The organism is Glutamicibacter sp. NPDC087673 (assembly GCF_044743255.1).
Classification (GTDB): Bacteria; Actinomycetota; Actinomycetes; order Actinomycetales; family Micrococcaceae; genus Glutamicibacter.
The window spans coordinates 443,869-468,981 of sequence record NZ_JBIUWB010000001.1; the positions used below are offsets into that span (position 1 = coordinate 443,869).

At 65.4% G+C, this 25,113-nt stretch carries 25 protein-coding genes; 15 read left to right on the forward strand and 10 right to left on the reverse strand.

Annotation, left to right across the window (positions count from 1 at the left end; genetic code table 11):
- The first annotated feature begins 61 nt into the window (after positions 1 to 61).
- Entirely contained in the window at positions 62 to 1,549 is a 1,488-nt protein-coding gene (gene tcuA / locus ACIOTL_RS02090) for an FAD-dependent tricarballylate dehydrogenase TcuA (RefSeq protein WP_400341547.1), read from the forward strand.
- A gap of 88 nt (positions 1,550 to 1,637) precedes the next feature.
- Positions 1,638 to 2,279: a GntR family transcriptional regulator gene (locus ACIOTL_RS02095; protein ID WP_332499244.1), complete on the forward strand. Its 642-nt coding sequence runs from the start codon at positions 1,638 to 1,640 to the stop codon at positions 2,277 to 2,279.
- A gap of 382 nt (positions 2,280 to 2,661) precedes the next feature.
- Here the strand turns inward: ACIOTL_RS02095 and ACIOTL_RS02100 are convergent, their stop codons facing one another.
- Together ACIOTL_RS02100 and ACIOTL_RS02105 are read right to left on the reverse strand one after the other, a co-directional pair.
- On the reverse strand, positions 2,662 to 3,801 hold the full coding sequence (locus ACIOTL_RS02100) for an alpha-D-ribose 1-methylphosphonate 5-triphosphate diphosphatase (RefSeq protein ID WP_332489319.1): 1,140 nt from the start codon (positions 3,799 to 3,801) through the stop codon (positions 2,662 to 2,664).
- Positions 3,795 to 4,511 (reverse strand): GntR family transcriptional regulator, encoded by a 717-nt coding sequence (locus ACIOTL_RS02105; protein ID WP_332489318.1) that lies wholly within the window; start codon positions 4,509 to 4,511, stop codon positions 3,795 to 3,797. Before ACIOTL_RS02105 ends, ACIOTL_RS02100 begins: the two co-directional genes overlap by 7 nt.
- Positions 4,512 to 4,691: 180 nt before the next feature.
- On the opposite strand from ACIOTL_RS02105, the gene ACIOTL_RS02110 reads away from it, so the two are divergent.
- The 7 genes from ACIOTL_RS02110 to nhaA all read left to right on the forward strand — a co-directional run bounded on the left by ACIOTL_RS02110 (position 4,692) and on the right by nhaA (position 11,602).
- On the forward strand, positions 4,692 to 5,645 hold the full coding sequence (locus tag ACIOTL_RS02110; RefSeq protein WP_400341550.1) for a phosphate/phosphite/phosphonate ABC transporter substrate-binding protein: 954 nt from the start codon (positions 4,692 to 4,694) through the stop codon (positions 5,643 to 5,645).
- A gap of 41 nt (positions 5,646 to 5,686) precedes the next feature.
- Entirely contained in the window at positions 5,687 to 6,466 is a 780-nt protein-coding gene (gene phnC, locus ACIOTL_RS02115; protein WP_400341552.1) for a phosphonate ABC transporter ATP-binding protein, read from the forward strand.
- Positions 6,463 to 8,130, forward strand: coding sequence for a phosphonate ABC transporter, permease protein PhnE (gene phnE, locus ACIOTL_RS02120; RefSeq protein ID WP_400341554.1), 1,668 nt, complete (start codon positions 6,463 to 6,465; stop codon positions 8,128 to 8,130). The genes phnC and phnE overlap by 4 nt, the downstream gene beginning before the upstream one ends.
- Positions 8,106 to 9,179, forward strand: a complete 1,074-nt coding sequence (locus ACIOTL_RS02125; protein WP_400341556.1) for a zinc-binding dehydrogenase — start codon at positions 8,106 to 8,108, stop codon at positions 9,177 to 9,179. The genes phnE and ACIOTL_RS02125 overlap by 25 nt, the downstream gene beginning before the upstream one ends.
- Positions 9,180 to 9,207: 28 nt before the next feature.
- Entirely contained in the window at positions 9,208 to 9,894 is a 687-nt protein-coding gene (locus ACIOTL_RS02130) for a phosphonatase-like hydrolase (protein WP_332489313.1), read from the forward strand.
- A gap of 182 nt (positions 9,895 to 10,076) precedes the next feature.
- Positions 10,077 to 10,238, forward strand: coding sequence for a hypothetical protein (locus tag ACIOTL_RS02135; protein ID WP_166650850.1), 162 nt, complete (start codon positions 10,077 to 10,079; stop codon positions 10,236 to 10,238).
- 86 nt (positions 10,239 to 10,324) lie between these two features.
- Positions 10,325 to 11,602, forward strand: coding sequence for a Na+/H+ antiporter NhaA (gene nhaA / locus ACIOTL_RS02140; RefSeq protein ID WP_400341558.1), 1,278 nt, complete (start codon positions 10,325 to 10,327; stop codon positions 11,600 to 11,602).
- A 54-nt stretch (positions 11,603 to 11,656) separates the two neighbouring features.
- Here nhaA and pstS read toward each other — a convergent pair whose 3' ends face one another.
- A complete protein-coding gene (pstS, locus tag ACIOTL_RS02145) occupies positions 11,657 to 12,733 on the reverse strand; it encodes a phosphate ABC transporter substrate-binding protein PstS (protein WP_400341906.1) in 1,077 nt (358 codons plus the stop codon).
- 211 nt (positions 12,734 to 12,944) lie between these two features.
- Complete coding sequence (locus ACIOTL_RS02150) at positions 12,945 to 13,106, reverse strand: hypothetical protein (RefSeq protein ID WP_166650852.1); 162 nt, start codon at positions 13,104 to 13,106, stop codon at positions 12,945 to 12,947.
- A gap of 196 nt (positions 13,107 to 13,302) precedes the next feature.
- Here ACIOTL_RS02150 and ACIOTL_RS02155 point away from each other — a divergent pair, with 196 nt between their 5' ends.
- From ACIOTL_RS02155 to ACIOTL_RS02170, 4 genes are read left to right on the forward strand one after another with little or no spacing between them, the layout of a single operon-like run.
- Positions 13,303 to 14,007: an ATP-binding cassette domain-containing protein gene (locus tag ACIOTL_RS02155; RefSeq protein ID WP_105662163.1), complete on the forward strand. Its 705-nt coding sequence runs from the start codon at positions 13,303 to 13,305 to the stop codon at positions 14,005 to 14,007.
- Positions 14,004 to 14,678, forward strand: a complete 675-nt coding sequence (locus tag ACIOTL_RS02160; protein WP_400341560.1) for an ATP-binding cassette domain-containing protein — start codon at positions 14,004 to 14,006, stop codon at positions 14,676 to 14,678. The genes ACIOTL_RS02155 and ACIOTL_RS02160 overlap by 4 nt, the downstream gene beginning before the upstream one ends.
- Positions 14,679 to 14,735: 57 nt before the next feature.
- Complete coding sequence (locus ACIOTL_RS02165) at positions 14,736 to 16,271, forward strand: ABC transporter substrate-binding protein (RefSeq protein WP_400341562.1); 1,536 nt, start codon at positions 14,736 to 14,738, stop codon at positions 16,269 to 16,271.
- The gene (locus ACIOTL_RS02170) at positions 16,271 to 18,076 is read left to right on the forward strand and encodes an ABC transporter permease subunit (protein ID WP_400341563.1); all 1,806 of its coding nucleotides are present in this window, start codon (positions 16,271 to 16,273) and stop codon (positions 18,074 to 18,076) included. The genes ACIOTL_RS02165 and ACIOTL_RS02170 overlap by 1 nt, the downstream gene beginning before the upstream one ends.
- A 119-nt stretch (positions 18,077 to 18,195) precedes the next feature.
- Here ACIOTL_RS02170 and ACIOTL_RS02175 read toward each other — a convergent pair whose 3' ends face one another.
- Genes ACIOTL_RS02175 through arsB form a run of 3 tightly spaced genes read right to left on the reverse strand, consistent with a single transcriptional unit; the run spans position 18,196 to position 21,146 of the window.
- Positions 18,196 to 19,623 (reverse strand): FAD-dependent oxidoreductase, encoded by a 1,428-nt coding sequence (locus ACIOTL_RS02175; RefSeq protein WP_400341565.1) that lies wholly within the window; start codon positions 19,621 to 19,623, stop codon positions 18,196 to 18,198.
- A gap of 42 nt (positions 19,624 to 19,665) precedes the next feature.
- Complete coding sequence (locus tag ACIOTL_RS02180) at positions 19,666 to 20,079, reverse strand: arsenate reductase ArsC (RefSeq protein WP_400341567.1); 414 nt, start codon at positions 20,077 to 20,079, stop codon at positions 19,666 to 19,668.
- 11 nt (positions 20,080 to 20,090) lie between these two features.
- Entirely contained in the window at positions 20,091 to 21,146 is a 1,056-nt protein-coding gene (gene arsB / locus ACIOTL_RS02185) for an ACR3 family arsenite efflux transporter (RefSeq protein ID WP_388023775.1), read from the reverse strand.
- A 141-nt stretch (positions 21,147 to 21,287) separates the two neighbouring features.
- Between arsB and ACIOTL_RS02190 the strand changes: the two genes are divergently transcribed.
- Positions 21,288 to 21,662 (forward strand): metalloregulator ArsR/SmtB family transcription factor, encoded by a 375-nt coding sequence (locus ACIOTL_RS02190; RefSeq protein ID WP_332489430.1) that lies wholly within the window; start codon positions 21,288 to 21,290, stop codon positions 21,660 to 21,662.
- Between the two features lie 29 nt (positions 21,663 to 21,691).
- On the opposite strand, the gene ACIOTL_RS02195 is transcribed toward ACIOTL_RS02190, so the two are convergent.
- Both ACIOTL_RS02195 and ACIOTL_RS02200 read right to left on the reverse strand, forming a co-directional pair.
- A complete protein-coding gene (locus ACIOTL_RS02195) occupies positions 21,692 to 22,189 on the reverse strand; it encodes a GNAT family N-acetyltransferase (protein ID WP_400341569.1) in 498 nt (165 codons plus the stop codon).
- 9 nt (positions 22,190 to 22,198) lie between these two features.
- Positions 22,199 to 22,588, reverse strand: coding sequence for a MerR family transcriptional regulator (locus tag ACIOTL_RS02200; protein WP_286172296.1), 390 nt, complete (start codon positions 22,586 to 22,588; stop codon positions 22,199 to 22,201).
- 187 nt (positions 22,589 to 22,775) lie between these two features.
- On the opposite strand from ACIOTL_RS02200, the gene ACIOTL_RS02205 reads away from it, so the two are divergent.
- Positions 22,776 to 24,299, forward strand: coding sequence for a SulP family inorganic anion transporter (locus tag ACIOTL_RS02205; protein WP_400341571.1), 1,524 nt, complete (start codon positions 22,776 to 22,778; stop codon positions 24,297 to 24,299).
- A 399-nt stretch (positions 24,300 to 24,698) separates the two neighbouring features.
- Here ACIOTL_RS02205 and ACIOTL_RS02210 read toward each other — a convergent pair whose 3' ends face one another.
- A complete protein-coding gene (locus ACIOTL_RS02210; RefSeq protein WP_400341574.1) occupies positions 24,699 to 25,109 on the reverse strand; it encodes an arsenate reductase ArsC in 411 nt (136 codons plus the stop codon).
- Positions 25,110 to 25,113 lie beyond the last annotated feature (4 nt).

Sequence of the window (25,113 nt, forward strand, 5' to 3'; positions counted from 1 at the left end):
AGTGTATACACTAATTTCGGATCCACGTTTTCCCACGTCTTCATTTCCGAAAGGTCATCCCATGACAACCCATGCTCAGGAAACCGCTGCCAACGTCGCAGACGTCATCGTGGTCGGCGGCGGCAACGCTGCCTTCACCGCAGCGCACGCAGCAGTGACCCGCGGCCGCAAGGTACTGCTCCTGGAGAAGGCACCCCGCGACCAGTTCGGCGGCAACAGCTACTACACCGCAGGCGCAACCCGCATCGCGCACAACGGCCTGGAAGACCTGCAGGACCTGGTCGAATTCGATGAGCGCCACCCGCTCTCCGAAGTTCCGCCCTACTCCGAGGCCGACTACGCCGGCGACATCGCCAAGGTAACCGAAGGCCGCAACGACAAGGAAATGACCGAGGTCCTGGTCAAGGAAGCAGCTCCCGGCCTGCGCTGGCTCAAATCCCTGGGCCTGAAGTACCGGCTGATGTACGAACGCCAGACCTACAAGACCCCCGAGGGCGGCTACCTGTTCTGGGGCGGCCTGCACGTGGGCAACGTCGACGGCGGCGAAGGCCTGATGAAGGACCACCTGGAAGTAGCCCAGAAGCTGGGCACCGAAGTCCGTTTCGAGCAGGACGTCTACGGCCTGATCGTGGAAGACGGCAAGGTTGTGGGCGTCAAGGTCCGCGCCAACGGCGAAGAGCAGGAACTGCGCGCCGAGTCGGTCATCCTCGGCGCTGGCGGCTTCGAATCCAGCCCGCAATGGCGCCAGGAGCACCTGGGCGAAGGCTGGCAGAACGCCAAGGTCCGCGGCACCCCATTCAACAATGGCGAGATGCTGGCCGCCGGCCTGGAAATCGGCGCCGCCAAGGGCGGGGACTGGAGCACCTGCCACTCGGTCCAATGGGACGCGCTGACCCCGAAGAACGAATCCAACCGCGAGCTGACCAACCGCCTGACCCGCCAGTCCTACCCGTTGGGGATCATCGTGAACAACCGCGGCGAGCGCTTCCTGGATGAGGGCGCGGACTTCCGCAACCTGACCTACGCCAAGTACGGCAAGGTGATCCTGCAGCAGCCGGACTCCATCGCCTACCAGGTCTTCGACGCTTCGCTGCGTCCGATGCTGCGCGCCGAAGAGTACGAGATGCCGGAGATCTCCGAGGTCATCGCCGACACCGTTGAGGAATTGGCGCAGAAGATCGGCGTGGATCCAGCGGCGCTATCCAAGACCGTCTCGGAATTCAATGCTTCCATCGACACCTCCATCGCCTACGACCCGAACGTGCTCGATGGGCGCGCCGCGAAGGTAACTCCGCCTAAGAGCAACTGGGCCAACCCGCTTGAGACCGGCCCGTTCTACGCCTACCCGGTCACCTGCGGCATCACCTTCACCTTCGGCGGCCTGAAGGGCAACACCGACGGCCAGGTGCTGGACGAGAACGGCGAGATCATCCAAGGCCTGCACGTCTGCGGCGAAATGCTCGGCGGCCTGTTCTCGGCCAACTACCCGGGCGGTTCCGGCCTGGCTGCCGGTGTGGTCTTCGGCCGGCGTGCCGGTAACCTTGCCTAAGTACTAAATCCCCTTGTTCCGCCAGTACGCCTGTACTGGCGGAACAATGGTTTTACCCGCCATCCAGCCTTAGACGAGAATGGGGATCATGGCCAAGCTCGATTCGGATTCAATCCATGCCCAGCTCAAGGACGACTTGCTGCAAGGCGCATTCCAGCCCGGGGATGCCCTGCGCGAGGTCGCCCTGGCAGAACGCTTTGGAGTTTCCCGCACCCCGGTGCGCGAAGCCCTGACCCGCCTGCTGCATGAAGGGCTGCTGGAGCGCCGCGCCCGCGGTCTTTTCGTCAAGGAAATCGACCCCGAACAGATCATGCAGGTCTACGACCTGCGCATCCTGCTCGAAGGCCAGGCCGCCCAGGAAGCCGCCTCGGTGCGCACCGAAGTGGACCTGATGCGGCTGCAGGCCCTGGTTGACCGGGACCGCGCACTGTCCGAACCAGATGACGCCACCCGCTTGGCCACCAACATCGAGTTCCACCGCGCGCTCTGGCGCGCCGCGCACAACCCGGTGCTGGAGGATCTGCTGGAGCGCCTGGCCACCCACCAGATCCATGCCCCTACATCCACGCTCTCGGTCGGCTCGCGGTGGACCGAAGCGCTGGAGGAGCACCAGCGCATCGTGGAGAACATCCGCGAGCGCGACAGCGCCAAAGCCAGCGGACTCATCCAGGCGCACATGGCCACCGCCAAGGCGCTGCGCTTGAAGATGTTCGCCAGCCTGATGCATTAGCGTCGGGCCCACGGCAGCCGGTTCCTAGACCCCGGCTCGCCCATTGGCAAGGACAAGCAATGAAATTCAGCGCGCTCCAGAGCATGCACGTCGCATCAGGGATTTGCGCACTTGTCGCTCCCCGCATGACCCGCAATCCCGGGGAGAATGGCGGATTCGTCGAGTTGCTGCAATATCAGCCGTCTCAAGCGGACTGGCAGGCTGTCCAGGAGACCGGGCACCTTTGTCCCTCCGGGACCATCCAACTCGACAAGCACCGGATACCAACGGCATTGAAGGCTGACCGAGCCGAGAACGCAGCGGGCTCCGAACCAACCGACTGGCCCTGACTTTCCCCGGCTTCCAACGTCCGGGGTACTGCGGTGCGTCCTGGCTGCCCTGATTATTGTGCGCTCAGGGTACGCATCACTCGGGGACGCTCGTTCACCTCCGCACAGAGCACCAGATCGGCGCGGTACCCCGCAGCCACCACACCCCGGTCATCGAGTCCAGCGGCTCGGGCCGGATTCTCAGAGATCAGGCGCATGGCATCGAAAGGTGCCAGCAGCCCCGTCTGCGCCAAGGCATAGGTGGCCATCAGCATGCTCGATGGCAAGTAATCCGAAGCCAAGATGCCCAACGCCCCGGCCTGGGCCAAGTCGATGGCTGCCACGTTTCCCGAGTGGGATTTGCCGAGCAGAATATTCGGCGCCCCGGCCACGGTCGCAATCCCCTGCTGGGTGGCATGGACAGCAGCTTCGAGCGTTGTCGGGAATTCGGCGATCACCGCATTGCGCGCAACCAGCGCATCAATTTCCGCCGGCGTCACCGGGTCATGGCCCATCAGGCGGATCTCACCGTCTCCGGCGGCCTCGCCCAGCCACGCCAAGGTTTCCTCCTTGAACGGAAGCTGCTGGTCACGCTCGGCCACCAACTGGTCAACGTGCGCTGCTGCCCGCTGCGGATCCATGTGCTGCGCCTCGCGCAACCAGCGTTCCATCACCGTGCGATCGCGGTATTGGCCTTGTCCTGGGGTGTGGTCTTCATAGGAAACCAGCGGAACCTGATCAGGCTCCAGCACCCGGCGCAGCATCCCCACGCCCTCGCGGCAGCGCACATCCAGCCGATGCAGCACCCGATGGTCCATCCGCGGGTTCGCGTAGCCGCTGATGGCCTCATGGATTTCCGGGGCGTTGGGCGAGCCAATGGGCAAGCCGACCGGAGACTTCGCTTGGAAGGACACCGCATGGAATGCGGTGGTCACGCCGGCAGCCAGCAGATTCCCCTCGGCGGCCTGCATGGCGATGTCCACCGGAAGCCGGGCGCCGGGGCGGGGGCGGTATTCGCGCGACAAGGCGTCGCTATGCAGATCAACGATTCCGGGCAGGCACAGCTGTCCGCGTCCGTCGATATCCGCACCCAATCCCGAGCGGTGATCGCGGATTTCCTCGATCCTGCCATTGACCACGCTGATCAGCTGATCTTCCAGCACTCCGTGCTCGGAGAGCAGGCGCACATGGCCCAGGGTGTAGCTTTCTACCATTTGCCCACCTCCGTCACCACGTCGAAGACGTCCGGCTTCAGGTAGCTTTCCACATACTCCAACCGTGCACCGCTGCCTGCGCAGCTCACGAGGCCCTTGAGCAGGATCTGCGGAGGGCGTCCGCGCAGCTTCAGCACGGCACAGATTTCTTCGGGTGGGGACGACAGCCGGCTCTGGCTCCATTGGCGCACCGGCTGGTAGTTGTAATGCCTGCGCAGGACCGTGTCCAGGGATTCATCGGCCTCCAGCACCGAGGCAAGCTTGGGCACGCGCGCGGCCGGCAGCACCGAGGTGGCCGTGCTGACGGCGGCCCCGTCAATGAAGCGCACCCGGTTGAGCACCGCCACCTGCGCGTTGGCCGGCAGGGCCAGGATTTCGCGTTCCGTGGCGTTCGCCGGGCGGGTGAAGGGCTTGGCGTTCTCGGTGCGCGGCTCTCCCCCTGCCGCGCGCACGGTCTTGGTGAAGGACGGGGCGATCTCCGGCCCGATGCGGTATTCATAGCGGCGGGTGCGGAAGGAGCCACTGCCCTTGATCCGGCGGATCAGCCAACGGCGTTCCAGCTCGTCCAATGCTGCCCTAATGGTCTGCCGATTCACCCCAAAACGGCTGCCCAGATCGTGTTCGGAGGGCAACGGAAGATGCGGTGGCAGGTCCTGGTACTGTTCCATGATCTGTTGGGACAGCTTAAGATAGGTGGCTTCTGTCGACATGACATAAGGGTAGCGCAGAATTCTCGAAATTCCTTATGAATCCGGGGAATAAACCTTAGGTGAACATTGCCCAAACTAGGCCGATCTGTCTAGACAAATATCTTCTGGAGCCAGCATGCTGGAAAAGAAAGATCAGCCATGCTTCGCCCTAACCACTCTTCCCGGAACAGGTACATACCCATGAAACGCAAACTCGCACTTGCCGCCACCGCCCTTCTGGCCGCCACCACCTTGGCCGCCTGCGCCCCGGCAGAATCTGCCACTACCGAATCGGGATTCCCTGCCGAAATCGTCATAGGGGCCATCCCAAATGAGAACTCCGCCGATCTCACCGGAACCTACGAGCCGCTGATCCAGATGCTTGAAGCCGAAACAGGCGCCGAAGTGAAACTGCAGCAAGCCAGCGACTATGCGGGCATAGTCGAGGGGTTGATTGCAGACCGTGTGGATATCGCCTTCCTCGGCCCCTTCTCATATGTCATTGCCACCACCAACGAGGCTGATATCAAGCCATTGGGTGCATTGGCGGGCAAGAAGGGCGAAGCCTCGGGCTATTACTCGCTGGGCATCACCCAAGGCGGCAACGACGAGGTCACCTCCCTTGCGGACTTCTCCGGCAAGGACACTTGCTTCGTGGATCCCGGTTCCACCTCCGGTTTCCTGTACCCATCGGCCGGCCTGATTGAAGAAGGTGTGATCGCCAGCGGCAAGGAATCGGATGTCAGCGCCGCGCTTAAACCGATCTACGCTGGCGGCCACGATGCCTCGGCGCTGGCCGTGAAGAACGGCGACTGCGAAGTCGGCTTCTCCATGCAGTCAATGATTGAAGTAACCCTGCCCGGCTCCGGAGAACTGGCCGAGGGAGACTTGAAATCAGTTTGGACCTCGGAAATGATCCCTGGCTCGGTCTTCGCCGTGCGCAACTCGCTGGGCGAGGAAACCACCGCCAAGCTCACCGAGCTGTTCACCGAGAAGGCCAACGCCGACTACTTCGAATCCCAGGGCTACTGCACCGATGAGGATTGCCTGATCACCGGCGAGCATGCCTGGGGCGTTGTTCCGGCCACCGATAAGGACTATGACGGCATCCGCAGCGTCTGCACCTCGACCAAGTCCGAGAAGTGCCAGTCATGAGCCTCGTCCAATCCCCTGCGCAAACTTTAGGAACGGGCACCATGGCAGCTGAGAACACCGCAATCCGCACTACTGCCCTAGCCAAGAGCTTCGGCGACGCCCCTGCGTTGAAGGGCGTTGACCTGAGCATCGCCAAGGGCGAATTGACTGTGTTGCTTGGCCTGTCCGGCTCAGGCAAGTCCACCTTGCTGCGCTGCCTGAACGGATTGCACTCGATTACCTCCGGTGAAGCCACTGTGCTGGGCACCGAGCTGCATAAGGCCCCATCCCGCAAGCTGCGCGCCCTGCGTGCCAAGGTCGGGTTCATCTTCCAGCACTTCAACCTGGTGGGCCGCCTGACCTGCCTGGAAAATGTGCTGATCGGTGCCGCCGGGCGCATCCGCGGGCCGCGCTACGGGCTTCTGAGCTATTCCAAGTCCCAGCGCCGCGAAGCACTGGGCTACCTGGAGCGCGTCGGTTTGGGCGAACTGGCTTTCCAACGCGCTGATTCCCTTTCCGGCGGCCAGCAGCAGCGCGTTGCCATTGCCCGCGCCCTGATGCAGAAGCCAGCGGTCATCCTGGCCGATGAACCGGTGGCCTCGCTTGATCCGCAGAACTCGGCCAACGTCATGGATCTGCTTTTCCAAGTCTGCCTGGAAAACAAGATCACCGTGGTGTGCACCTTGCACCAGGTAGATCTCGCACTGCAGTGGGCAGACCGCATTATCGGACTGCGCAACGGCGAAAAGGTGCTGGATGCCCGGGCTTCGGAACTGGATAAGGACCGTGTGCTTGAGATCTACCAGCAGCTGGAACCTACCGGGCAGGCCGCGGCACAATGACCTTGAAGACCTCACCGCATCCTCCGGCATCAACCACGCGGGCCGAGCGCCCGGAAGGCGAAGTGCGACTGCCGCGCGCCGGCCGCGAGAAGATCACCTTCTGGATACTGCTAGCAGCGCTCATCCCGCTGACTTTGGCCAGCACCCGGATGATCGAGTTCGACGTGGCGGCCTTGGGCGGCGGCTTCGGCGATGTGCTGAACCTGTTGGGCCGCATGCTCCCACCGGAGCTCAGCGACCCTCCTCGCATCAGCGAACTGCTGCTGGAAACCCTGATGATGGCGTTGCTGGGCACCGTACTGGCCACCGCCATCTCCATTCCGCTGGCCTTCCTGGCTGCCTCGAATACTTCCCCGCACCCAGCGGTGCAGCGTGCCGCACGAGGGGTCATCACCCTGTGCCGAGCCATCCCGGACCTGGTCTTCGCGGTGCTGTTCGTCCGCGCTTTGGGCATCGGCGTGCTGCCGGGCATCTTGGCCTTGGGCCTGCACTCGGTAGGCATGATGGCCAAGCTCTTCGCCGATGCCATCGAGGCCACGGACGCCGGGCCGCGCGAAGCGGTACGCGCCACCGGGGCCTCCCGCCTGGGCGAACTGCTCATGGGCGTGCTTCCGCAGGTTATCCCGGCCTGGCTGGGCACTTTCATCTATCGCGTGGACATCAACCTGCGCACCTCGGTAGTGCTCGGCTTCGTGGGCGCCGGCGGCATCGGCTTCGCCTTGCAGGATGCCTTGCGCGGGCTGATGTATGAAAGCGCCATGGGCATCGTGTTGATCATCCTGCTGGTAATCGCCGGCATGGAAATCCTCTCCGTGCTGCTGCGCCGGACCTTGCTGAACCCGACGAACACCGCTCCGGCGCCGAAGCTGCCAGCCGCCGATTCCGTCCTGCTGGGCCCGATGACCGGCGAGCGCTCGACCCGCCTGCTGGCCGGGCTGCTGGTTCTGTCCGCCACCTGCTATTCCTTAATCCACCTGCGGATCAACCCGCTGGCCCCGTTCTTGCAGTTCAATGAACTGCTGGCAGTGTTCGGCAAGCTGCTGCCGCCCTCCATCGAAGGGATGGAGGAGCTGCTGTTCACCGCGGTGCTCGAAACGCTGTCCATTGGAGTGGTTTCCACGGTGGCTGGCGCGCTGCTGGCCATTCCAGTTGGCATCCTGGCCGCTTCCAATGTCGCACCGTCGCGCGCGCTCTATGCGCTCAGCCGCGGGCTGATCCTGGTCGTGCGCGCGATCCCGGAATTGATCCTCGCGGTAGTCTTCGTGGCCGCCATCGGCCTCGGCCCGATGGCCGGAGCCATGGCGCTGGCAGTGGGAACCATCGGCTTCCTGGGCAAGCTGGTGGCGGATTCCATCGAGGAGATCTCCGCCGGCCCGCTGGAAGCAGTCCGGGCCGTGGGCGGCGGTTGGTGGGACCAGCTGCTGGGCGCGGTGATCCCGCAGGCCCTGCCGCAATTGGTGGGCCACTGGATGTACATGCTGGATGTCAACATCCGCACTTCAACGGTGCTGGGCATCGTGGGGGCCGGCGGCATCGGCTTCCTGCTCATGGAATCGGTCCGCACCCTGAACTTCAACGTGGCCGGCACGATCATCCTGATCATCTTCGTGCTGGTCTTCCTCATCGAAAGGCTCTCCGCATGGATGCGCAAGCTACTCGCCTGAAAGCCACGGCCCAGATATGGGTGGGCGGGCAGGAATTCGAATCCCGCGAATTCGACCTTCCAGAACTAACTGGGTCGCAGGCCATCGCCCAGATCGATCTGGCGACCGTGTGCGGCTCGGATGCCCATACGGTCACCGGCCGGCGAACAGGGGCGTGCCCCTCGATCCTGGGCCACGAGGCAGTGGGCACCTTGGTGGCGATCGGCCCGAACGGAGCCCGGGACGCCTTGGGCCGGGACCTGTCCATCGGTGACCGGGTCATCTGGAGCGTCACCGTGTCCTGCGGCGCCTGCGACCGGTGCCTGGCCGGGCGCAGCGCCAAATGCCGCACCCTGCTCAAGACCGGGCACGAAGCCCTGGATGGACCGTGGGGAATATCCGGCGGCTACGCCTCGCATATCCACCTGCCCGAAGGAATCACGCTGGTAGCGGTGCCCGATGAGCTGTCGAATGCAGCGGCGGCCCCCGCAGCTTGCGCCACTGCCACGGTCATGGCGGTGCTGGAAGCAGCCGGGGATGTGAGCGGGCAACGGGTCCTGGTCAGCGGAGCCGGAATGCTCGGATTGGTAGCGTGCGCGGCGGCCCGCCAGCGCGGTGCGGCCAGCGTCGTGGCCAGCGACATCAATCCCGAACGTCTGGAACTGGCCCGGGCCTTCGGGGCCACGGACACCCTGCAAGCCCCCGGCAAGCCGCAGCCCAGCAGCTTCGACGTGGCGGTGGACCTGTCCGGAGCGCAGCCTGCGCTGGCCGCGGCACTGGATGCCCTGGACGTCGGCGGGCGCTTGGTCGTAGCCGGTTCGGTCTCCCCCGGCCCCTCCTTGTGCGTGGATCCCGAACGCGTGGTCCGCTTCCTGCTGGGCATCACCGGCGTGCACAACTACGAGCCACGTCACCTGCAGCAGGCCATTGCCTTCCTGATGGCAACGCGGGATCTCTACGACTGGGATTCCCTGGTCGCCGCGCCGCGCCCGGCCCGCGAGCTGGCGCACCTTATGGCCCCGCCGCAGGGCAGGATCCTGCGCAACTCCATCACTTTCAACAGCAATTAATGAACCAGAATCCGAGAGCAGGAGCATCATGATCAAACTAGTCGTCCTCGATATGGCAGGGACTACCGTGAATGAGCACGGGGACGTGTACCGCGCATTGGAAAGTTCGGTCACCGCCGCCGGCGCCACCGTGCATGCCCAGGACCTGCAAGCCTGGATGGGCGTGGACAAGACCGAGGCCATCGCCGCGTTGCTGGAGCTGGGCGGGATCAGCCCGGATCCGTCCCTGGTGGCCCGCCAATTCGACCTCTTCCGGCAGCTGTTGGCGCAGGCCTACGCCGAGAATCCTCCAGAGGCCCTGCCGGGAGTGGACGCCGCGCTGGCCGAACTCAGATCCCGGGGCGTCAAGATCGCTTTGAGCACCGGCTTCTCCAGCGATGTGGCCGCTCCGATCCTGGATACCCTGGGTTGGGGAATCGGCGAGGGAGAACTGCTCGATGCCGTGGTGACCAGCGATATGGTGGCCGCTGGACGCCCGGCGCCTTACATGATCCATCGGGCCATGGAAGCCACCGGCATCCATGATGTCCGGACCGTGCTCGCCGGGGGCGACACGGTGGTGGATGTCCTGGCCGCGCGCCATGCCGGAGTACGCGTCCTTGGAGTGCTCACCGGAGCCTTGGAACGCGGAGATTTCGCGGAACACTACCACGATTGGATCCTGGACAGTGTTGCGCAACTGCCCGCGGTGCTGGAAGACGAGGCCCTGGTTTAGCAGTCCGCAGCACCCGGCTGGTGCCGCAGTTCCCCAGGTAGCTGCGGCACCAGCTTTGGCTCGGCAACCGCATCGACGGACCCTCGCAGATCAGCTGCCAGCCTGATGCATTAGCGTCGGGCCCACGGCAGCCGGGACGTCTCGAGTTAGGCCAATGCATCGCTGGCCTGTAGACTGGAAGCATGGCTCTGGTTGTCTCAACGCATGCGCAGCGGCTTCTCGCTGCCGTTTTCCCCAAGGGAAAACTGCTGACCAAGCTAGCCAGCGGCACCAATGGGTGGTTGAGTTCCTGGGGAACCAACGCCCACGGCGAGATCGCCGGCTGCCCTCCACCGCGCCACTAGTTGCGCGGTCCCGATTCCTGGTTTTTCTCCGGTGGATTCCGCGCGCCCTCGTGCCCTTTTCCCGGATCCCAGAAAGACCCGTTACTTTGCCATACCCCTCAACTGGCGTATCCCGCCAAGCACCCCACGCCCTGTGGCGTGGAATCCGCCAAACCCTCAAGCAGGACTCGATGGGCGGGCTGCTGCTGCTCTGCGCCACCCTCGCCGCCTTGGTCCTGGCCAATTCCCCTGCAGCCCCATGGTACGAGGGGTTGCGCGACTTCCGTTTCGGCCCCGAGTCCCTGCACTTGAATCTCTCGGTCGGAGCCTGGGCCGCTGACGGCCTGCTCGCCATCTTCTTCTTCGTTGTCGGCTTGGAACTCAAGGAAGAATTCGTTGTCGGCAAATTGCGCAATCCGCGCACGGCGATCGTTCCGGTGGCCGCAGCCGTAGGCGGCGTGGCGCTGCCGGCACTGTTCTACGTCCTTGTCATCTCCGCATCGGGAAGCTCCGCCATCAACGGCTGGGCAATCCCCGCAGCCACTGATATCGCCTTCGCGATCGCCGTGATCGCAGTGGTGGGCAAGTTCCTGCCCCCTGCCCTGCGCACCTTCCTGCTCACGCTGGCGGTGGTCGATGACCTGCTGGCCATTTCCATCATCGCCATTTTCTACACCGATGACCTGGCCTGGCTGCCGCTGCTCCTCGCGCTGCTGCCACTGGCGGCATTCGCGCTGGCAGTGCAGCGCGGGGTCCGCGCCTGGTGGGTCCTGATCCCGCTCGGCGCCACCGTCTGGGCATTGGTGCATGCCTCGGGAATCCACGCCACGGTGGCCGGCGTGCTGCTGGGCTTCATGGTTCCGGTGATTGCCACCCAGCGGGCGCATGTGCGCACTGGGAGCACCGAGCAGGGCGAAGCGATCCACGAAGGCCTGGCCGCCCACTTCGCGGACCGGTGGTCCATTCCCTCATCCATCATCGCCATTCCGGTGTTCGCCTTCTTCGCTGCCGGTGTTCCGGTCGGCGGCCTGTCCGGACTGGGCGAAGCGCTGGCCAGCCCGGTGGCACTGGGCATCATTGCCGGCCTGGTGCTGGGCAAGTCGATGGGCATCACCGTTGCCACCTTCCTGGTCACCAGGCTTCCGGGAATCAAGCTGGATGGCAGCATCAAATGGCCTGATGTGCTGGGGCTGTCCTTCGTGGCAGGCATCGGCTTCACCGTCTCCCTGCTGGTCGGCGAGCTGGCCTTCGGCCAGGGCGGCGAGGAAGCGCAGTACGTGAAGGTCGGGGTGCTGTGCGGTTCGCTGCTGGCCGCGGTCATCGGCGCGGCGCTGCTCGGGTCGCGAAATCGCGCGTACCGCGCGGCGGCCAAGACTGCTGCATAGCTAGCCCTGCTGCATCCTTCCTGCGGATGGATGCAGCAGGGCTGTTCGCCCGAATCAGGAACGCGCGGTGATCGAATCGATGGCTTCACGGGCATCTTCGGCCAGCTGCTGCGGCATCGGTGCGCTCTTGGCCGAGTCGGACGCTGTCTTCTGCCCCTGGTCGCTGACGACGTACTGGCCGAAGGTCTTGGCCAGTTCCACGGTCTGCGGATCCTCGTAGCCGCTGCAGAACAGCAGGTAGGAGACCAGCACCATCGGGTACGCGCCGGCGGCGGTGGTCTTGCGGTCCAGCTCCAGGGCGATATCGTGCTCACCGCGACCGTGGACCCGTTCCGATTCGGCCACTGCCTTGGCCGCTGATTCCCCGCTGACTGCCACGAATTCCTCGCCGACCTTCAGCTTCACCTTACCCAGCGACTTATCCACCAGGGAATCATCGGCATAGGTAACCGCGCCCACGGCGCGGGTCACGGTGGTCACCACACCGGCATTGCCCTGGGCCTTCTCCAGGCCGGTGGCATCCGGCCAGCCGCCATCCGGTTCGTGCGGCCAGGCTTCGGGAGCAACCGCATGCAGGTACTCGGTGAAGTTCTCGGTCGTGCCCGAATCGTCGGCGCGCGCCACCCCGGTGATCGGCAGGTCGGGCAGCTGGACCTGCGGGTTCAGCTGGGCAATGGCCGGGTCCTGCCACGAGCGGATCTCACCGGAGAAGATCCTGGCGATCGTTGGGGCATCCATGTTCAATTCCTTGATGCCCGGCAGGTTAAAGGCGATGCTGATCGGCGAAATATACGCCGGGATATTGATCGCACCCTGCGGGCCGCAGGTCTCGATGGAGCGCTGGACTTCCTCTTCCTTCAGGTAAGCGTCGGATCCGGCGAATTCGGTGCCGCCTGCCAAGAGCCCGGCACGTCCGGCGCCGGAGCCCACCGAGGCGTACTGCACCTGGACCTGGGGATGCATGGTGGAGAATTCGGTGGTCCAAGCGTTCATGGCGGAATTCTGCGCGGTGGATCCGCCACCGGTCAGCGTGCCTTGGAGGCTAGAGGTATTCGATTCAGCGGCCTTGCGCTGCTCTTCTCCCAGCGGGTAGTCCGACCCGCAGCCCGAAAGCAGCAGGACCAGGCCCATGCTGGCAATCGCGGTGAAAGCGGCGGTTCGAGGCAGAGGTGGCCGGGCAGGTCCGGTGGTTCGCAAAACTTCTCCTGGGGTCCAAGGTGAACGGCGGATGAACTTGAAATTCCAGTGAATCATCATCCCTGCACTTTCCGAAATCATTCCTTGGTTACAGCCGATGAATACTCGGCGGGCGCCGTGGGCGTCGAATTGCTTTTCCAGACACCTAGTCCCCTCCGGTGCCAGTCCTCGAGTCAATGGCAGCGAGGTCCTGCGTAGCGGACCCGGTGAGCCCAGGGCACACGACGATGGCGTCATGGGTTGCGCCCGGCTGGAATTGGCCGGTGCCACCGGAAGAACGCTTCGCCTGCCATAACGACTCCATCATCGCTTTCTCCTCTTGCTCAGTTTGCTGCCGCACCCTGATTCCACGGTATGCACAAGCGCCGAGGTTCGGTACGGCCACGAAAAATTAGGCGAATTCACCCAGCTTGGCCAGCAGCCGCGGCCCGCCACGGCCGCCTTGCCGATCCCGCAGGCTGATTTGCGCTGCGGAGAAAACTTAAGTGATAATGATTCTCATTATGACTCTTGAAGAGCCCGGGCTCGCCCGCCAGCCCCGCGCCCCACTCCCGCCCAGCCCGGCCTTGTGCCTGCGTAACGCGCGCCTGGGACTGCCCGGCGCCGCCAGCCCGCTGCTCGACGTCGAGGAGTTCATGCTTCTTCCCGGCGAGCGCGTGGTCATCACCGGCCCGTCGGGTGCTGGCAAGTCGCTGCTGCTGTCGATGATCACCGGGAACTGGGCACCCGGACTGGAATTCACCGGAACCCGCACTCCCGGATCAACGCGCATCGGCTACATCCCGCAGCGCGGCCAGGACGCCCTGCATCCGCTGCTGCCGCTGGGACGGCAACTGCGCAAGGCCACCGGCGCCAGCGCGCAGCAAGTCCGCGGCATCCTGCAAGACGCCGGGCTGGGCGATCCGCAGCTGCTCGCACGACGTCCCGCAGAACTCTCCGGAGGGCAAGCACAGCGCGCCGCCATAGCCCTGGCCGTGCTCAGCCAGGCCCCGGTGATCCTTGCCGATGAACCGACCAGCGCCCTGGACCACACCGCCCGGGACCTCATCCTGGAACTGCTGGGCACCCTGCTGGGCCAGCAGCAGGCCCTGGTGCTGGTCACCCACGACGCGGCAGTTGCCCAGGCGCTGGCCACCCGGCACCTGGTCCTGGACTCCGGGAAGATCGCCAGCACCCGCGCGCCCCGGCTGGAACGGGTACCGGCTTGAGCATCCCCGCATTGGAAGTATCCGCGCTCAGCACACTGCGCGGGCACGGCGCAGCCCGCCGACTGGTCCTGGAGCCCCTTGGCTTCACGCTGGCCCCGGGCGAATCGGTGGCCGTCACCGGGCCATCCGGCGCCGGCAAATCCACCCTGGCCGACATCGTGCTGGGCCTGGAACTGCCGGACTCCGGAGAAATCCGCGTGCTGGGCCAGCACTGGAGCGCACCGAAGCGCAGCCACGCGCCAGCACGCCGCCGGCTGGTCCAGGGCGTGCCCCAGGATCCTGCCGCCGCCTTCGTGCCGCGCTGGAGCATCCGCACCTCGCTGCAGCAGGCCATCCACCGGCTGGCTCCCCCAGCCGGCCCCGGAACGGGCATCGACCGGGCTGCCGAGCTGGCGCAATTCGACACGGCACTGCTGGATCGGCGCCCGCACCAGCTCTCCGGAGGACAGTTGCAGCGGGCCGCGCTGGCCCGCGCCGTGGCAGTGAACCCCTCGGTGCTGGTGGCGGACGAGCCGACCAGCGCCCTGGATCCGGACACCGCCCAGGCAGTCGCCGGCCAGCTGCTCTCCACCGCCGCCAACTCGGGCATTGCCTTGCTGCTGATCACCCATGACCCGCAGCTGGCCGCGCAATGCTCGCGCACCATCGCCATCCGCCCACCGTCCCGATAACCCGCCCACCAGCTGATCACCCATCACCGATCACCCATCCCCAAGGACCTCGCACCCATGAATCGACCCCGCCCCAAGGCCCTGGCTTTGCTCACCATCCCGCTGGCCGGGGCACTTGCCCTCAGCGGCTGCTTCTCCGCAGCCGCCGAGCAGGCCGGAAGCACCGACCGCATCTCCGTAGCCCACATGCAGCCGCCCCGCTCCGGGCTCAGCCCGCTCAGCGACGACGCGTTCAAGCTCTCGCGCTGGTCCACTGCCGAGACCCTGGTCAGCCTCGACGCGTCCGGGGACGCCCAGCCGGCATTGGCTACCAGCTGGGAACGCAGCGGCGAGCTTGCCTGGGACTTCGAGATCCGCGAAGGCGTCAGCTTCCACAACGGCCAGCCGCTGACCGCCCAAACGGTGGCGAACTCCTTGCAGCAGGCCATCGACTCGACCCCGGTGCCGCGCATCCTGAACGGAACCGCATTGAAGGTCGCGGTGCGCGGGGAGCACGGACTGCGGATCACCACCGCGGACCCCGACCCGCTGCTGCCCCAGCGGCTCTCCAGCCCGCAGCTGGCCATCTTCGCCGCCGAAGCCTACACCGCCAACGGGGTGGATCCGGCCGGCCACGGCACCGGCCCCTTCCAGATCGTGGACGTAGACGGGATTTCCGGGGCCACCCTGGACCGGTACGAGGGCTACTGGGGCGAAAAGGCCGCAGCCTCGGGCATCGACGTGAAGTTCGTGCCCGATGGCACCGCCCGCGCCGCCGCGCTGCGCACCTCGGAAGCAGATGTCATCGAGGCCATCCCCGCCGGGCAGGCCGCCACGGTGGACCAGGAGCTGCTCACCGAAGTGCCGATGCCGCGCACCAACACGCTGTACCTGAACACCGAGAAGGGCCCGTTCGCCGACCCGGCGGTGCGCGCCGCGGCCCGCGAAGCCATCGACCGGGCGGCCATCGTGGAGTCGGTGTACGAGAACCGCGCCGATATAGCCGAGGGCCTGCTCGGCCCGGCCCTGCCCTACGCCGCCGGGCTGCGCGATTCTGGAGAATACCGGCAGCTGCTGGCCCAGCGTGCCGAACCAGCCAAGGTCAAGGACGTGGAAATCACCCTGGGCACCTTCACCGACCGCGCCGAACTGCCAGAAGTCGCGGTGATCCTGGAGCAGCAGCTGGAAGCGGCCGGATTCATCGTGAAGCAGGATGTGCGCGAATACCAGTACATCGAGGCCGACGCACTGGACGGCGCTTTCGATGCCTTCATCCTCTCGCGCGCCACCGTGCTTGATTCCGGGGACCCGGTTGCGTACTTCGCCTCCGACTTCACCTGCGAAGGCGGCTTCGCCATCGCCCAGCTCTGCGACAAGGACGTGGACCAGGCCATCGCCCGGGCCTCGGAAACCGAAGCCGGGGAACAGCGCCAGCAGCAGATCATGCTGGCCGAAGCCCGGATCCTGGGCACCGACGCGGCCATCGCACTGCTGCACGAACGCGTGATCCAGGGCGAGGGCCCCGCCGTGCGCGATGCCGCGCAGGATCCGCGCGAACGCGAGCTGATTACTGCGCAGACCCGCCTGGACAGCGACCAGGAGCCGCAACGCTGATGAACTGGTTCGCTCTGAAGGCGCGGCGCCTCTCCTGGCCGTCCTTCGCATCCTGCCTGCTCAGCGCGCTGGCCCTGCTGATGGTAGCCGGCGCGCTGCCCTGGCTTTCGCGCACGGACCCGGCCGCCGCGGTGCTGCGCGCACGCTATGCCGAACTGGAACCCACCGAGCAGGCGCTGGCCGCCGTGCGCGCGCAGCTGGGCCTGGACCAGGGCCCGCTGGCCACCAGCCTGCACTGGTGGTCCGGGGTGCTGCACGGGGATCTGGGCAGCTCCTGGGTCAGCGGGGCAGAAATCGCTCCCGGCGTCTGGCGGGCGCTGTCGGTCTCCGCCACGCTCACCGCCTTCGCCACCATCATCGCGCTCGCCGTGGCCTTCGCCCTGGTGCTGCCCGCCGCGCTGCGCGTGCTGCGCAACCGGCAGCATTCAGGATCCGGGCCGCTGGGCGTGGCACTGACCGCCTTGCCCGAATTCCTGCTGGCCAGCTTGCTGCTGGTACTGGTGGCGGTGCAGCTGCAATGGCTTCCGCCCTACGGGTGGACCGGGCTGGACACCGCGGTCCTCCCCGCACTGGCCCTGGGCATCCCGGCCGGCGGATTGCTGGGCCGGCTGCTGGCCGATGCCATCGCCTCGGTGGCCGCCGAACGCTGGGCCGGGATCTGGCACCTGGCCGGAGCTCCGGCGCCGGCCATCCTCTCCGGGGTGCTGCGCCGGGCCGCCGCGGCGGTCATCGACCAGCTCGGCTTGGTGTTCATCGGCTTGCTCGGCGGCGCCGTGGCCGTAGAGCAGGTCTTCGCGGTGCCCGGACTTGGCCGCTATCTGCTCGGGGCGGCCAATGCGCAGGATATTCCCGCCTTGCAGGCCGGGCTGCTGCTGATGGCGGGATCGGCGCTGCTGATCGGAATGCTCACCGCAGCGGCCCGGCGCGCGCTGCGCGGCGGCGCCCTGCCCGCAGGATCGCTGCCAGCCCCGCCCGAGGCGCGCGGCAACGGCAGGATCCAGCGCTGGACTGCGGCGATCACCTGCACCGCGCTGCTGGCCATCCTGGCTTTCGGACTGCCGCGCGACCCCTACACCCTTGCCTTCCAGAGGCTGCAAGCCCCGGGGGCCGGTTTGCCATTCGGCGCCGATTCCAGCGGACGGGATCTGCTGGCCCGCGTGGCCCACGGAACCTTGGGCACGGTAGGCCCGGCGCTGGGAATCGTGGCCTGCGCAATCCTGATCGGCCTGCTGCTAGCGGCAGCAGGCGAGATCTCGCGCGGGCCGGCGGTAATCGCCAACGCGACTCCGCCGATTCTGGCCGGGGTGGTCATCGCGGCCTTGCTGGGCCCCTCGGTCGGCGGTGCGGCGCTGGCCGTGCTCTGGGTGAGCTGGCCTCCGCTGGCCACGCATGCTGCCTCGCTGCTCGACGAAGCCCGGGCCATGCCGCATATCCGCTGGCTTCCGCTCTCCGGGGTGCCGCGCGGCCGGATCTGGGTCCAGCATCTGCTGCCCGCGGTGCTTCCGGCCCTGCTGAGGCACGGGATGCTGCGGCTGCCCGGGGTGGCACTGGCCTTGGCTGCCCTCGGATTCCTCGGGCTCGGGGCACAGCCGCCCACCCCGGAGTGGGGCCTGCTGCTGGCCGAAGGCATCGGCTATGTCGAGCGGGCTCCGTGGACTGCCATCGCCCCGGCTACCGCGCTGGTGCTCACTTCCGTATGCGCGGTGGCGCTCGCCGGAATCCCGGCGCCGCAGCGTGCCGGTACCCGAGGCGCGGCAAGGCAGCAGGATCCGGCGTCCAGGAACACACCGGTCCCGGTGAGCTGATACGCGGGCCTATCCCGGCGCTCGAAAAGAAAATGGAGCCAAGGGGCAGCGCGACTTATGCCGCGTTGCCCCTTGGCTCCATCGAGTTTCCGTGGCGATCGACCCTTGCCCAAGCTGGCTTACTGGGCGGCCACTTCGCTGTTGCCGTGCAGTGTTCCCGTGGCCAATCCCAGGCTCACCGGCTGCGGCGAGGTGCAGCAGCTGGCAGCTTCGGCGGGCTCGGTTCCGCAGGCGGTGTCGCTGGCCGCGGGGGCATCGCAGGAACCGCCCAGATCCGTGGAGCAGACCCCGGTTTCCGGCAGATCCAGTTCAACCCGGCCCGCCCCTTCGGCATCGCCGGACAAGCCAGCGGCAATGGAGCGCACCTGCTCGTAGCCGGTAGCCATCAGGAACGTCGGAGCCCGTCCATAGCTCTTCATTCCAACGATGTAGAAGTTCTTTTCCGGGTGCGCCAATTGCTTTTCGCCGTGCGCGCTGACCGTTCCGCAGCTGTGGAATTCCGGGTCGATCAATGGCCCGAGCTGGCGCGGGGCTACAACGCATTCATCCAAGTCCAGACGCAGTTCGGAGAGCATCTGCAGGTCCGGGCGGAAACCAGTGGCCGCGATGATGCGGTCAACGGCCAGCTCGCGCCCGTCAGCCAGCGACACGGATAGCTGCTCGCCGGCGCTCATCGAAGCCACGGACACGTTTTCCAGCAGTTCCACATTGCCGTTCTCAACCAGCCGGCGCAGGGACGTGCCCAGCTGGCCCCGGGCTGGAAGCTGGTCAGCAGCTCCCCCGCCGTACAGGCGAATCGGGTTGGCCGCCCCGCGCAGGCCCCAGAGGATCCGGGTGTCCGGGAACTTCTTCTGCAACCGGCCCAGGGCAATGACGGTATTCGCCGCCGAATGCCCGGCGCCAAGCACCAGCAATTTCTTGCCCGCGAGCTCCTGCTCATCGGCGCCCAGCGGATCAGGAAGCCCGCAGATGATGAAGCCGCGCTCGCGCGCCTGCGCTTCACCGATGGCTTCGATTCCGGCCCGGCCTACCGGGCTTGGCTGGTTCCAGGTGCCACTGGCATCAACCACGGCACGGCCGAGAAGATCCACCGGGCCGCCCGGAGTTTCGGTGCGCACCAGGAACGGGGCTTCATCGCGGTGCGCGGTGCGTGCCTTGTCGGCACCGCGGCCGTCGGCCAGCACACGGCTGATCTTCGCCACGCGGTGGCCGTAGCGGATGCGCGGTGACAGGTCCGGGTGGGCGGCCAGCGGCTGGAGATATTCGCTGACCAACTCCGCGCCGGTGGGAAGCTTGGTGATCCGCGGCGCTTCCCAGCCTCCGGCGTATCCCTCGCTGGGGGTTTCCAGCAGCCGGCGGGCGGCGACATCGATATTGAAACGCCATGGGGAGAAGAGCTTGATGTGGGCCCATCGCGAAATCGCGGCGCCTGCGCTGGCTCCTGCTTCCAGGACGAGCACCTCCTGCCCACGTTCGCGCAGGTGGGCGGCGGTGGCTAGGCCGATGGGGCCGGCGCCGATGACGATGACTGGAAGGTTCTCCTGCATGGGTTTCTCCTTGGCTACTGGAATTCTGGAGACGGTCTGCGCTTAGCTGGCCGGCAGCAGGTCGGCGATGAGGTTCTCAATCCGGGCACGGATTTCATCACGGATTGGCCGCACGCCGTCAATGCCCTGCCCTGCGGGGTCTTCCAGCTTCCAGTCTTCATAGCGCTTGCCCGGGAAGAATGGGCAGGCATCTCCGCAGCCCATGGTGATCACCACATCGGAGTCCTTCACGGCTTCGGTGGTCAGCACCTTGGGGATTTCCGCGGACATGTCGATGCCGACTTCTTTCATGGCTTCCACGGCGGCCGGATTGACCGAATCGGCCGGGGCGGATCCGGCCGAGCGGACCTCGATCCGCCCTCCGGACAGGTGGGAGAGGAAGGCGGCGGCCATCTGGGAACGCCCTGCATTGTGCACGCAGACAAAGAGAACCGAAGGCTTTTCGATAGCAGTCATGAGTTTTTTCCTTAGGCAGAAGTAGCGGGAGCCTTGGCAGCTGGGAAGAATTTCCGGGACCACAGGGCCACGTAGACCAAGGCAACCAGGATCGGCACCTCGATCAGCGGGCCGACCACGCCGGCCAGGGCCTGGCCGCTGGTGGCACCGAAGGTGGCGATGGCTACCGCGATGGCCAGCTCGAAGTTGTTGCCGGCGGCAGTGAACGCCAGAGTGGTGGTGCGCGGGTAACCCAGCTTCAGCCAGTGCCCGATGAGCATTCCGGCACCGAAGACCACCACGAAGTAGATCAGCAGCGGGATCGCCATGCGCAGCACATCCAGGGGCTTGGAGATGATGTTATCGCCCTGCAATGCGAAGAGCAGCACGATGGTGAACAGCAGCCCGTACAGTGCCCACGGCCCGATTTTCGGCAGGAATTTTCCCTCGTACCAGTCGCGGCCCTTGGCCTTTTCGCCCAGGGTACGGGTCAGGTAGCCGGCCACCAGCGGAATGCCCAGGAAGACCAGCACCGAGGCGGTGATGGCGGCAATGGAGAACTCGGCGCTGGTGGTTTCCAGCCCCAGCCACGATGGCAGCAGCTGCAGGTAGAACCAGCCCAGGGCACCGAAGGCGATGACCTGGAAGACCGAGTTGATGGCCACCAGCACCGCGGCCGCTTCCCGGTCCCCGCAGGCCAGATCATTCCAGATGAACACCATGGCGATGCAGCGGGCCAGGCCCACAATGATCAGGCCGGTGCGGTATTCGGGCAGGTCTGCCAGGAATACCCAGGCCAGGACGAACATGAACGCCGGGGCCAGGACCCAGTTGATCACCAGCGAGGTGATCATCAGCTTCTTGTCGGCCAGCACGCGGCCGGTTTCGTTGTAGCGGACCTTGGCCAGCACCGGATACATCATGACCAGCAGGCCGATGGCGATGGGTACCGAGACCCCGGCCACGGTGAAGCGGTCCAGCAGCTCGCCCAGCTGAGGGAAGATGCGGCCCAGACCCAAGCCGACGCCCATGGCCAGCAGGATCCACAGGGCCAGGTAGCGGTCCAGGAAGGAAAGTTTTGCCGCCACGGGGGCAGTGTCTAGCGCAGGCGCGGGTGCCACTGATTCATCACTCCAAGAATAGGCATCGACGATTGTCGATGTTTTGAGTATGATGAAACATATCGACGTTTGTCAATCTCTGGCACCAGAAGAAAAGAGCCAAGGCCCGTGAGCACAGCCACCGTGAATCCTGCCGGAGAAACTTCCCCAGTACCGGCAGCCGACGCCTGCTGCACGCCATCCCAAGGCGAGGCAATCCTCAACGCCGGGCAGGCCGAAGCGTTGGCGCTGCGCTTCAAGGCCCTGGGCGATCCCAACCGCCTGCGCATCCTGTCCATCGTCTCCGCCAGCGAATCGGCCGAGACGTGCGTCTGCGACCTGCCCGAACCATTGGGCCTCAAGCAGCCGACGGTCTCGCACCACCTGAAAATCCTGGTGGAGGCCGGAATCCTGCACCGCGAAAAGCGCGGGGTGTGGGCGTACTACTCCGTCGTCCCTGGCGCTTTGGAATCCCTAGGATCCAGCCTGGCACCCAAGGGCTAGGCCGCAGACCCACCTGGGCAGGGCGCTACCTAGAGCCTGAGCTCACACAGGACGGTATCCAGCCATTGCCCCGCCACTGCCCCGCGGGCACCCCGGGCAATCCGCTCGCGCCGGCCAACCTCGCGGAACCCGGCCCTGGCATGCAGTACCCTGCTGGCTTCGTTGCCGGCGATGACTGCCGACTGCACCATCCAGTAATCTTCTTCCCTTGCCCGGGCGATCAGCTCGGCCAGCAGCCGAGTGCCAATGCCGCATCCGGCATGATCCGGATCAATGTACACCGAGTGCTCCACCACGCCGTGGTAGGCCGGGCGGGCCGAAACCGGGCTGGCCGCAGCCCAGCCGAGAACCTTGGCATCGGGCGCAATGGCCACCAGCGACAAGGCAGGAATTTTCGCCGCGAAGAACTTCTCGCGTGCCGGCACCTCGGATTCGAAGGTGGCCAGGCCGGTCTCGATGCCGCTGGCATAGATGCGGGCGACATCCGCCCAGTGGTTCTGCGCCATCGCGGCTAAGCGGATCTCCATGCTTCAGGCCTACTTGGTGCGAAGATCCGCGATGAAGGACTCGGCACGCTGCAAGTTCAGCGCGAGCTTGTCGCGCTTGGCGCTGGCACGCTGGGTGTAGTCATCGAGCTTGGCCCGGGCGACGGAGTCCTGCGGATCTGCCGCGAGCGCGTCCACCGCGTCAAGCAGCTCCCCCATTTCCTCCAGCGAGAAGCCCAGCGGCTTCATCGAGCGGATCACCAGCATGCGGGCCAGATCCGAGTCGGTATAGATCCGGAAACCGCCTTCGCTGCGGGTGCTCGCCGGCAGCAACCCCACCTCGTCGTAGTGGCGGATGGTGCGATGCGACAGGCCGGTAGCCTCGACCATGTCACCGATATGCATCGAACCGCCAGCACCTTCGGTCTTCGCTTGATCCATGAAGTCCTCCGTTTCCTCCAATTACAACCCTACCCTTACGTTAGGTTAGAGTTGTATTCGATGGCATCAGGTCTACGACCGCTCCGGCAGCTCTTGCCTCGTCTGCGGCGCAATGATGCCCATCCCATGAATTCTACGCACTGCACGTGCCCCACGCTTACTGGCTTGAAAAGAAGGGAGCTCACCTATGAGCACCAGCACCACAGCGGATCCTTCCGCACTGAGTCCCACCGAACGCCAATCGGTGTTGCGCACCCTGAAATCCCCGCGGCTGCTGAAAACCGAGGTCCTGGCAGGCCTGGTCGTGGCCCTGGCCCTGATCCCCGAGGCCATCGCCTTCTCGATCATCGCCGGAGTTGACCCGCGCATCGGGCTCTTCGCCTCCTTCACCATGGCCGTGTCCATCTCCTTCTTCGGCGGACGCCCCGCGATGATCTCCGCGGCCACCGGCGCCATCGCGCTGGTCATCGCACCGCTGGTAGCCAGCCACGGCGTGGACTACTTCATCGCCGCAGTCATCATGGCCGGCGTCTTCCAGGTGGTACTGGCCCTGCTGGGCGTGGCCAAGCTGATGCGCTTCATCCCCCGCCAGGTCATGGTCGGATTCGTCAACGCTCTGGCCATCTTGATCTTCCTCTCCCAACTCCCCGAGCTGCTCGGCGTACCCTGGCTGGTCTACCCGCTGGTGGCCCTGGGCCTGCTGATCGTCTTCGGCCTGCCCAAGCTGACCACCGCCATCCCCGCCCCGCTGGTGGCCATCGTGGTGCTGACGCTGATCACCGTATTCGCCTCGGTTGCCGTACCCACCGTGGGCGACAAGGGCCAGCTGCCCGAGTCCTTGCCAACACTGTTCTTCCCGGATATCCCGCTGAACCTCGAAACCCTGCAGGTACTCTTCCCCTACGCACTGGCCATGGCCTTCGTCGGCCTGCTCGAGTCCTTGATGACCGCCAAGCTGGTCGATGACGTCACCGACACCCACTCGAACAAGACCCGCGAATCCTGGGGCCAGGGCGCGGCGAATATCATCACCGGATTCTTCGGCGGCATGGGCGGCTGCGCGATGATCGGGCAGACCATGATCAACGTCAAGGCCTCCGGGGCACGCACCCGCATCTCCACCTTCCTGGCCGGAACCTTCCTGCTGATCCTGGTCGTGGCACTGGGCGACATCGTGGCGCTGATCCCGATGGCCGCACTGGTCGCGGTAATGATCTTCGTTTCCATAGCCACCTTCGACTGGCACAGCATCCGCCCTTCCACGCTGCGCATGATGCCCAAGAGCGAAACCACGGTCATGCTCATCACCGTGGCTTTCACGGTCGCCACCCACAACCTGGCCATCGGCGTCGGGGTGGGCGTGCTCACCGCGATGGTGCTCTTCGCCAACCGGGTGGCCCATCTGGTCACCGTGGAACGCCGCCTGGCGGAGCACTTCGGGGAGCAGATCGCCAAGTATGAGGTCAATGGCGAGCTCTTCTTCGCCTCCTCCAACGATCTCTACACCCAGTTCCACTACGCCGAGGATCCGGACCGCGTGGTCATCGACATGTACAACTCGCACCTGTGGGACGCCTCTACCATCGCATCGCTGGATGCCATTACGGAGAAGTACGAGAAATACGGCAAAACCGTTCAGATCGAGGGTCTGAATACCGCCAGCCTGAAGATGCGCGAACGCCTAGGCGGAAAGCTCGGCGGCGAGCACTAAGAGGGCGCAGGCAAGCACGGGCAGCCAGGCTGCCGATAAAAATCCGTGCAAATGCTCGGCGGGGGTTTTGAACTGGTCCTCGATAGTTGGCCCAGTTAGAAGAATTCGAACCGCTCTTGGCGCAGGTTCTCGCTTACCAGCCGGTGGCCTCACCGTTTTCCCGCGGCGCCTCGGACTCGATCTGAGCGCAGAAATTCGCGGTAAGAGCTGCAATTGAAGCCCATGCAAACTAGCTGGGTGCTGCGCGCCGGGTTCTGCGAAAGCTTTCTACTATCCGCACTAGGGAGTCTGCGGTTTCCAAACCAAAAGGCCTGGCAGACGCCAGGCCTTTTGGCGTTGAACTAGGACTCACTGGAAGCATGGAAGCCATGCCTGCCTGGCTCCTCGCCAAGAGCGAGACTAGGTGCCCTTGATACGCTCCCACAGATCGTTAACGCGAGTCTCGATATCGCTGAAGATCTCGCTGGTCTTCTCGAATGTCACATCCTGCGGATCGGCGATTTCCCAGTCAAGGTATTCTTTGCCCGGGAAGAATGGGCAGGCATCTCCGCAGCCCATAGTGATCACCACATCGGAGTCCTGCACGGCTTCGGTGGTCAGCACCTTCGGGGCTTGCGCCGACATGTCGATACCGACTTCTTTCATGGCTTCAACGGCGGCCGGATTGACCGAATCGGCCGGGGCGGAACCGGCCGAGCGGACCTCGATCCGCCCTCCGGACAGGTGGGAGAGGAAGGCGGCGGCCATCTGGGAACGCCCTGCATTGTGCACGCAGACAAAGAGAACCGAAGGCTTTTCGATAGCAGTCATGAGT

What these genes read in the sequence shown, in the direction of transcription:
- ACIOTL_RS02150 (WP_166650852.1), bottom strand. Translation starts at nt 13,106, where the DNA reads ATGATGGAGTCGTTATGGCAGGCGAAGCGTTCTTCCGGTGGCACCGGC.
- ACIOTL_RS02200 (WP_286172296.1), bottom strand. Translation starts at nt 22,588, where the DNA reads ATGGATCAAGCGAAGACCGAAGGTGCTGGCGGTTCGATGCATATCGGT.
- ACIOTL_RS02195 (WP_400341569.1), bottom strand. Translation starts at nt 22,189, where the DNA reads ATGGAGATCCGCTTAGCCGCGATGGCGCAGAACCACTGGGCGGATGTC.
- ACIOTL_RS02110 (WP_400341550.1), top strand. Translation starts at nt 4,692, where the DNA reads ATGAAACGCAAACTCGCACTTGCCGCCACCGCCCTTCTGGCCGCCACC.
- ACIOTL_RS02180 (WP_400341567.1), bottom strand. Translation starts at nt 20,079, where the DNA reads ATGACTGCTATCGAAAAGCCTTCGGTTCTCTTTGTCTGCGTGCACAAT.
- ACIOTL_RS02155 (WP_105662163.1), top strand. Translation starts at nt 13,303, where the DNA reads ATGACTCTTGAAGAGCCCGGGCTCGCCCGCCAGCCCCGCGCCCCACTC.
- phnC (WP_400341552.1), top strand. Translation starts at nt 5,687, where the DNA reads ATGGCAGCTGAGAACACCGCAATCCGCACTACTGCCCTAGCCAAGAGC.
- ACIOTL_RS02210 (WP_400341574.1), bottom strand. Translation starts at nt 25,109, where the DNA reads ATGACTGCTATCGAAAAGCCTTCGGTTCTCTTTGTCTGCGTGCACAAT.
- ACIOTL_RS02125 (WP_400341556.1), top strand. Translation starts at nt 8,106, where the DNA reads ATGGATGCGCAAGCTACTCGCCTGAAAGCCACGGCCCAGATATGGGTG.
- ACIOTL_RS02205 (WP_400341571.1), top strand. Translation starts at nt 22,776, where the DNA reads ATGAGCACCAGCACCACAGCGGATCCTTCCGCACTGAGTCCCACCGAA.
- ACIOTL_RS02105 (WP_332489318.1), bottom strand. Translation starts at nt 4,511, where the DNA reads ATGTCGACAGAAGCCACCTATCTTAAGCTGTCCCAACAGATCATGGAA.
- ACIOTL_RS02135 (WP_166650850.1), top strand. Translation starts at nt 10,077, where the DNA reads ATGGCTCTGGTTGTCTCAACGCATGCGCAGCGGCTTCTCGCTGCCGTT.
- ACIOTL_RS02100 (WP_332489319.1), bottom strand. Translation starts at nt 3,801, where the DNA reads ATGGTAGAAAGCTACACCCTGGGCCATGTGCGCCTGCTCTCCGAGCAC.
- ACIOTL_RS02175 (WP_400341565.1), bottom strand. Translation starts at nt 19,623, where the DNA reads ATGCAGGAGAACCTTCCAGTCATCGTCATCGGCGCCGGCCCCATCGGC.
- phnE (WP_400341554.1), top strand. Translation starts at nt 6,463, where the DNA reads ATGACCTTGAAGACCTCACCGCATCCTCCGGCATCAACCACGCGGGCC.
- pstS (WP_400341906.1), bottom strand. Translation starts at nt 12,733, where the DNA reads ATGGGCCTGGTCCTGCTGCTTTCGGGCTGCGGGTCGGACTACCCGCTG.
- ACIOTL_RS02095 (WP_332499244.1), top strand. Translation starts at nt 1,638, where the DNA reads ATGGCCAAGCTCGATTCGGATTCAATCCATGCCCAGCTCAAGGACGAC.
- ACIOTL_RS02165 (WP_400341562.1), top strand. Translation starts at nt 14,736, where the DNA reads ATGAATCGACCCCGCCCCAAGGCCCTGGCTTTGCTCACCATCCCGCTG.
- tcuA (WP_400341547.1), top strand. Translation starts at nt 62, where the DNA reads ATGACAACCCATGCTCAGGAAACCGCTGCCAACGTCGCAGACGTCATC.
- ACIOTL_RS02170 (WP_400341563.1), top strand. Translation starts at nt 16,271, where the DNA reads ATGAACTGGTTCGCTCTGAAGGCGCGGCGCCTCTCCTGGCCGTCCTTC.
- ACIOTL_RS02130 (WP_332489313.1), top strand. Translation starts at nt 9,208, where the DNA reads ATGATCAAACTAGTCGTCCTCGATATGGCAGGGACTACCGTGAATGAG.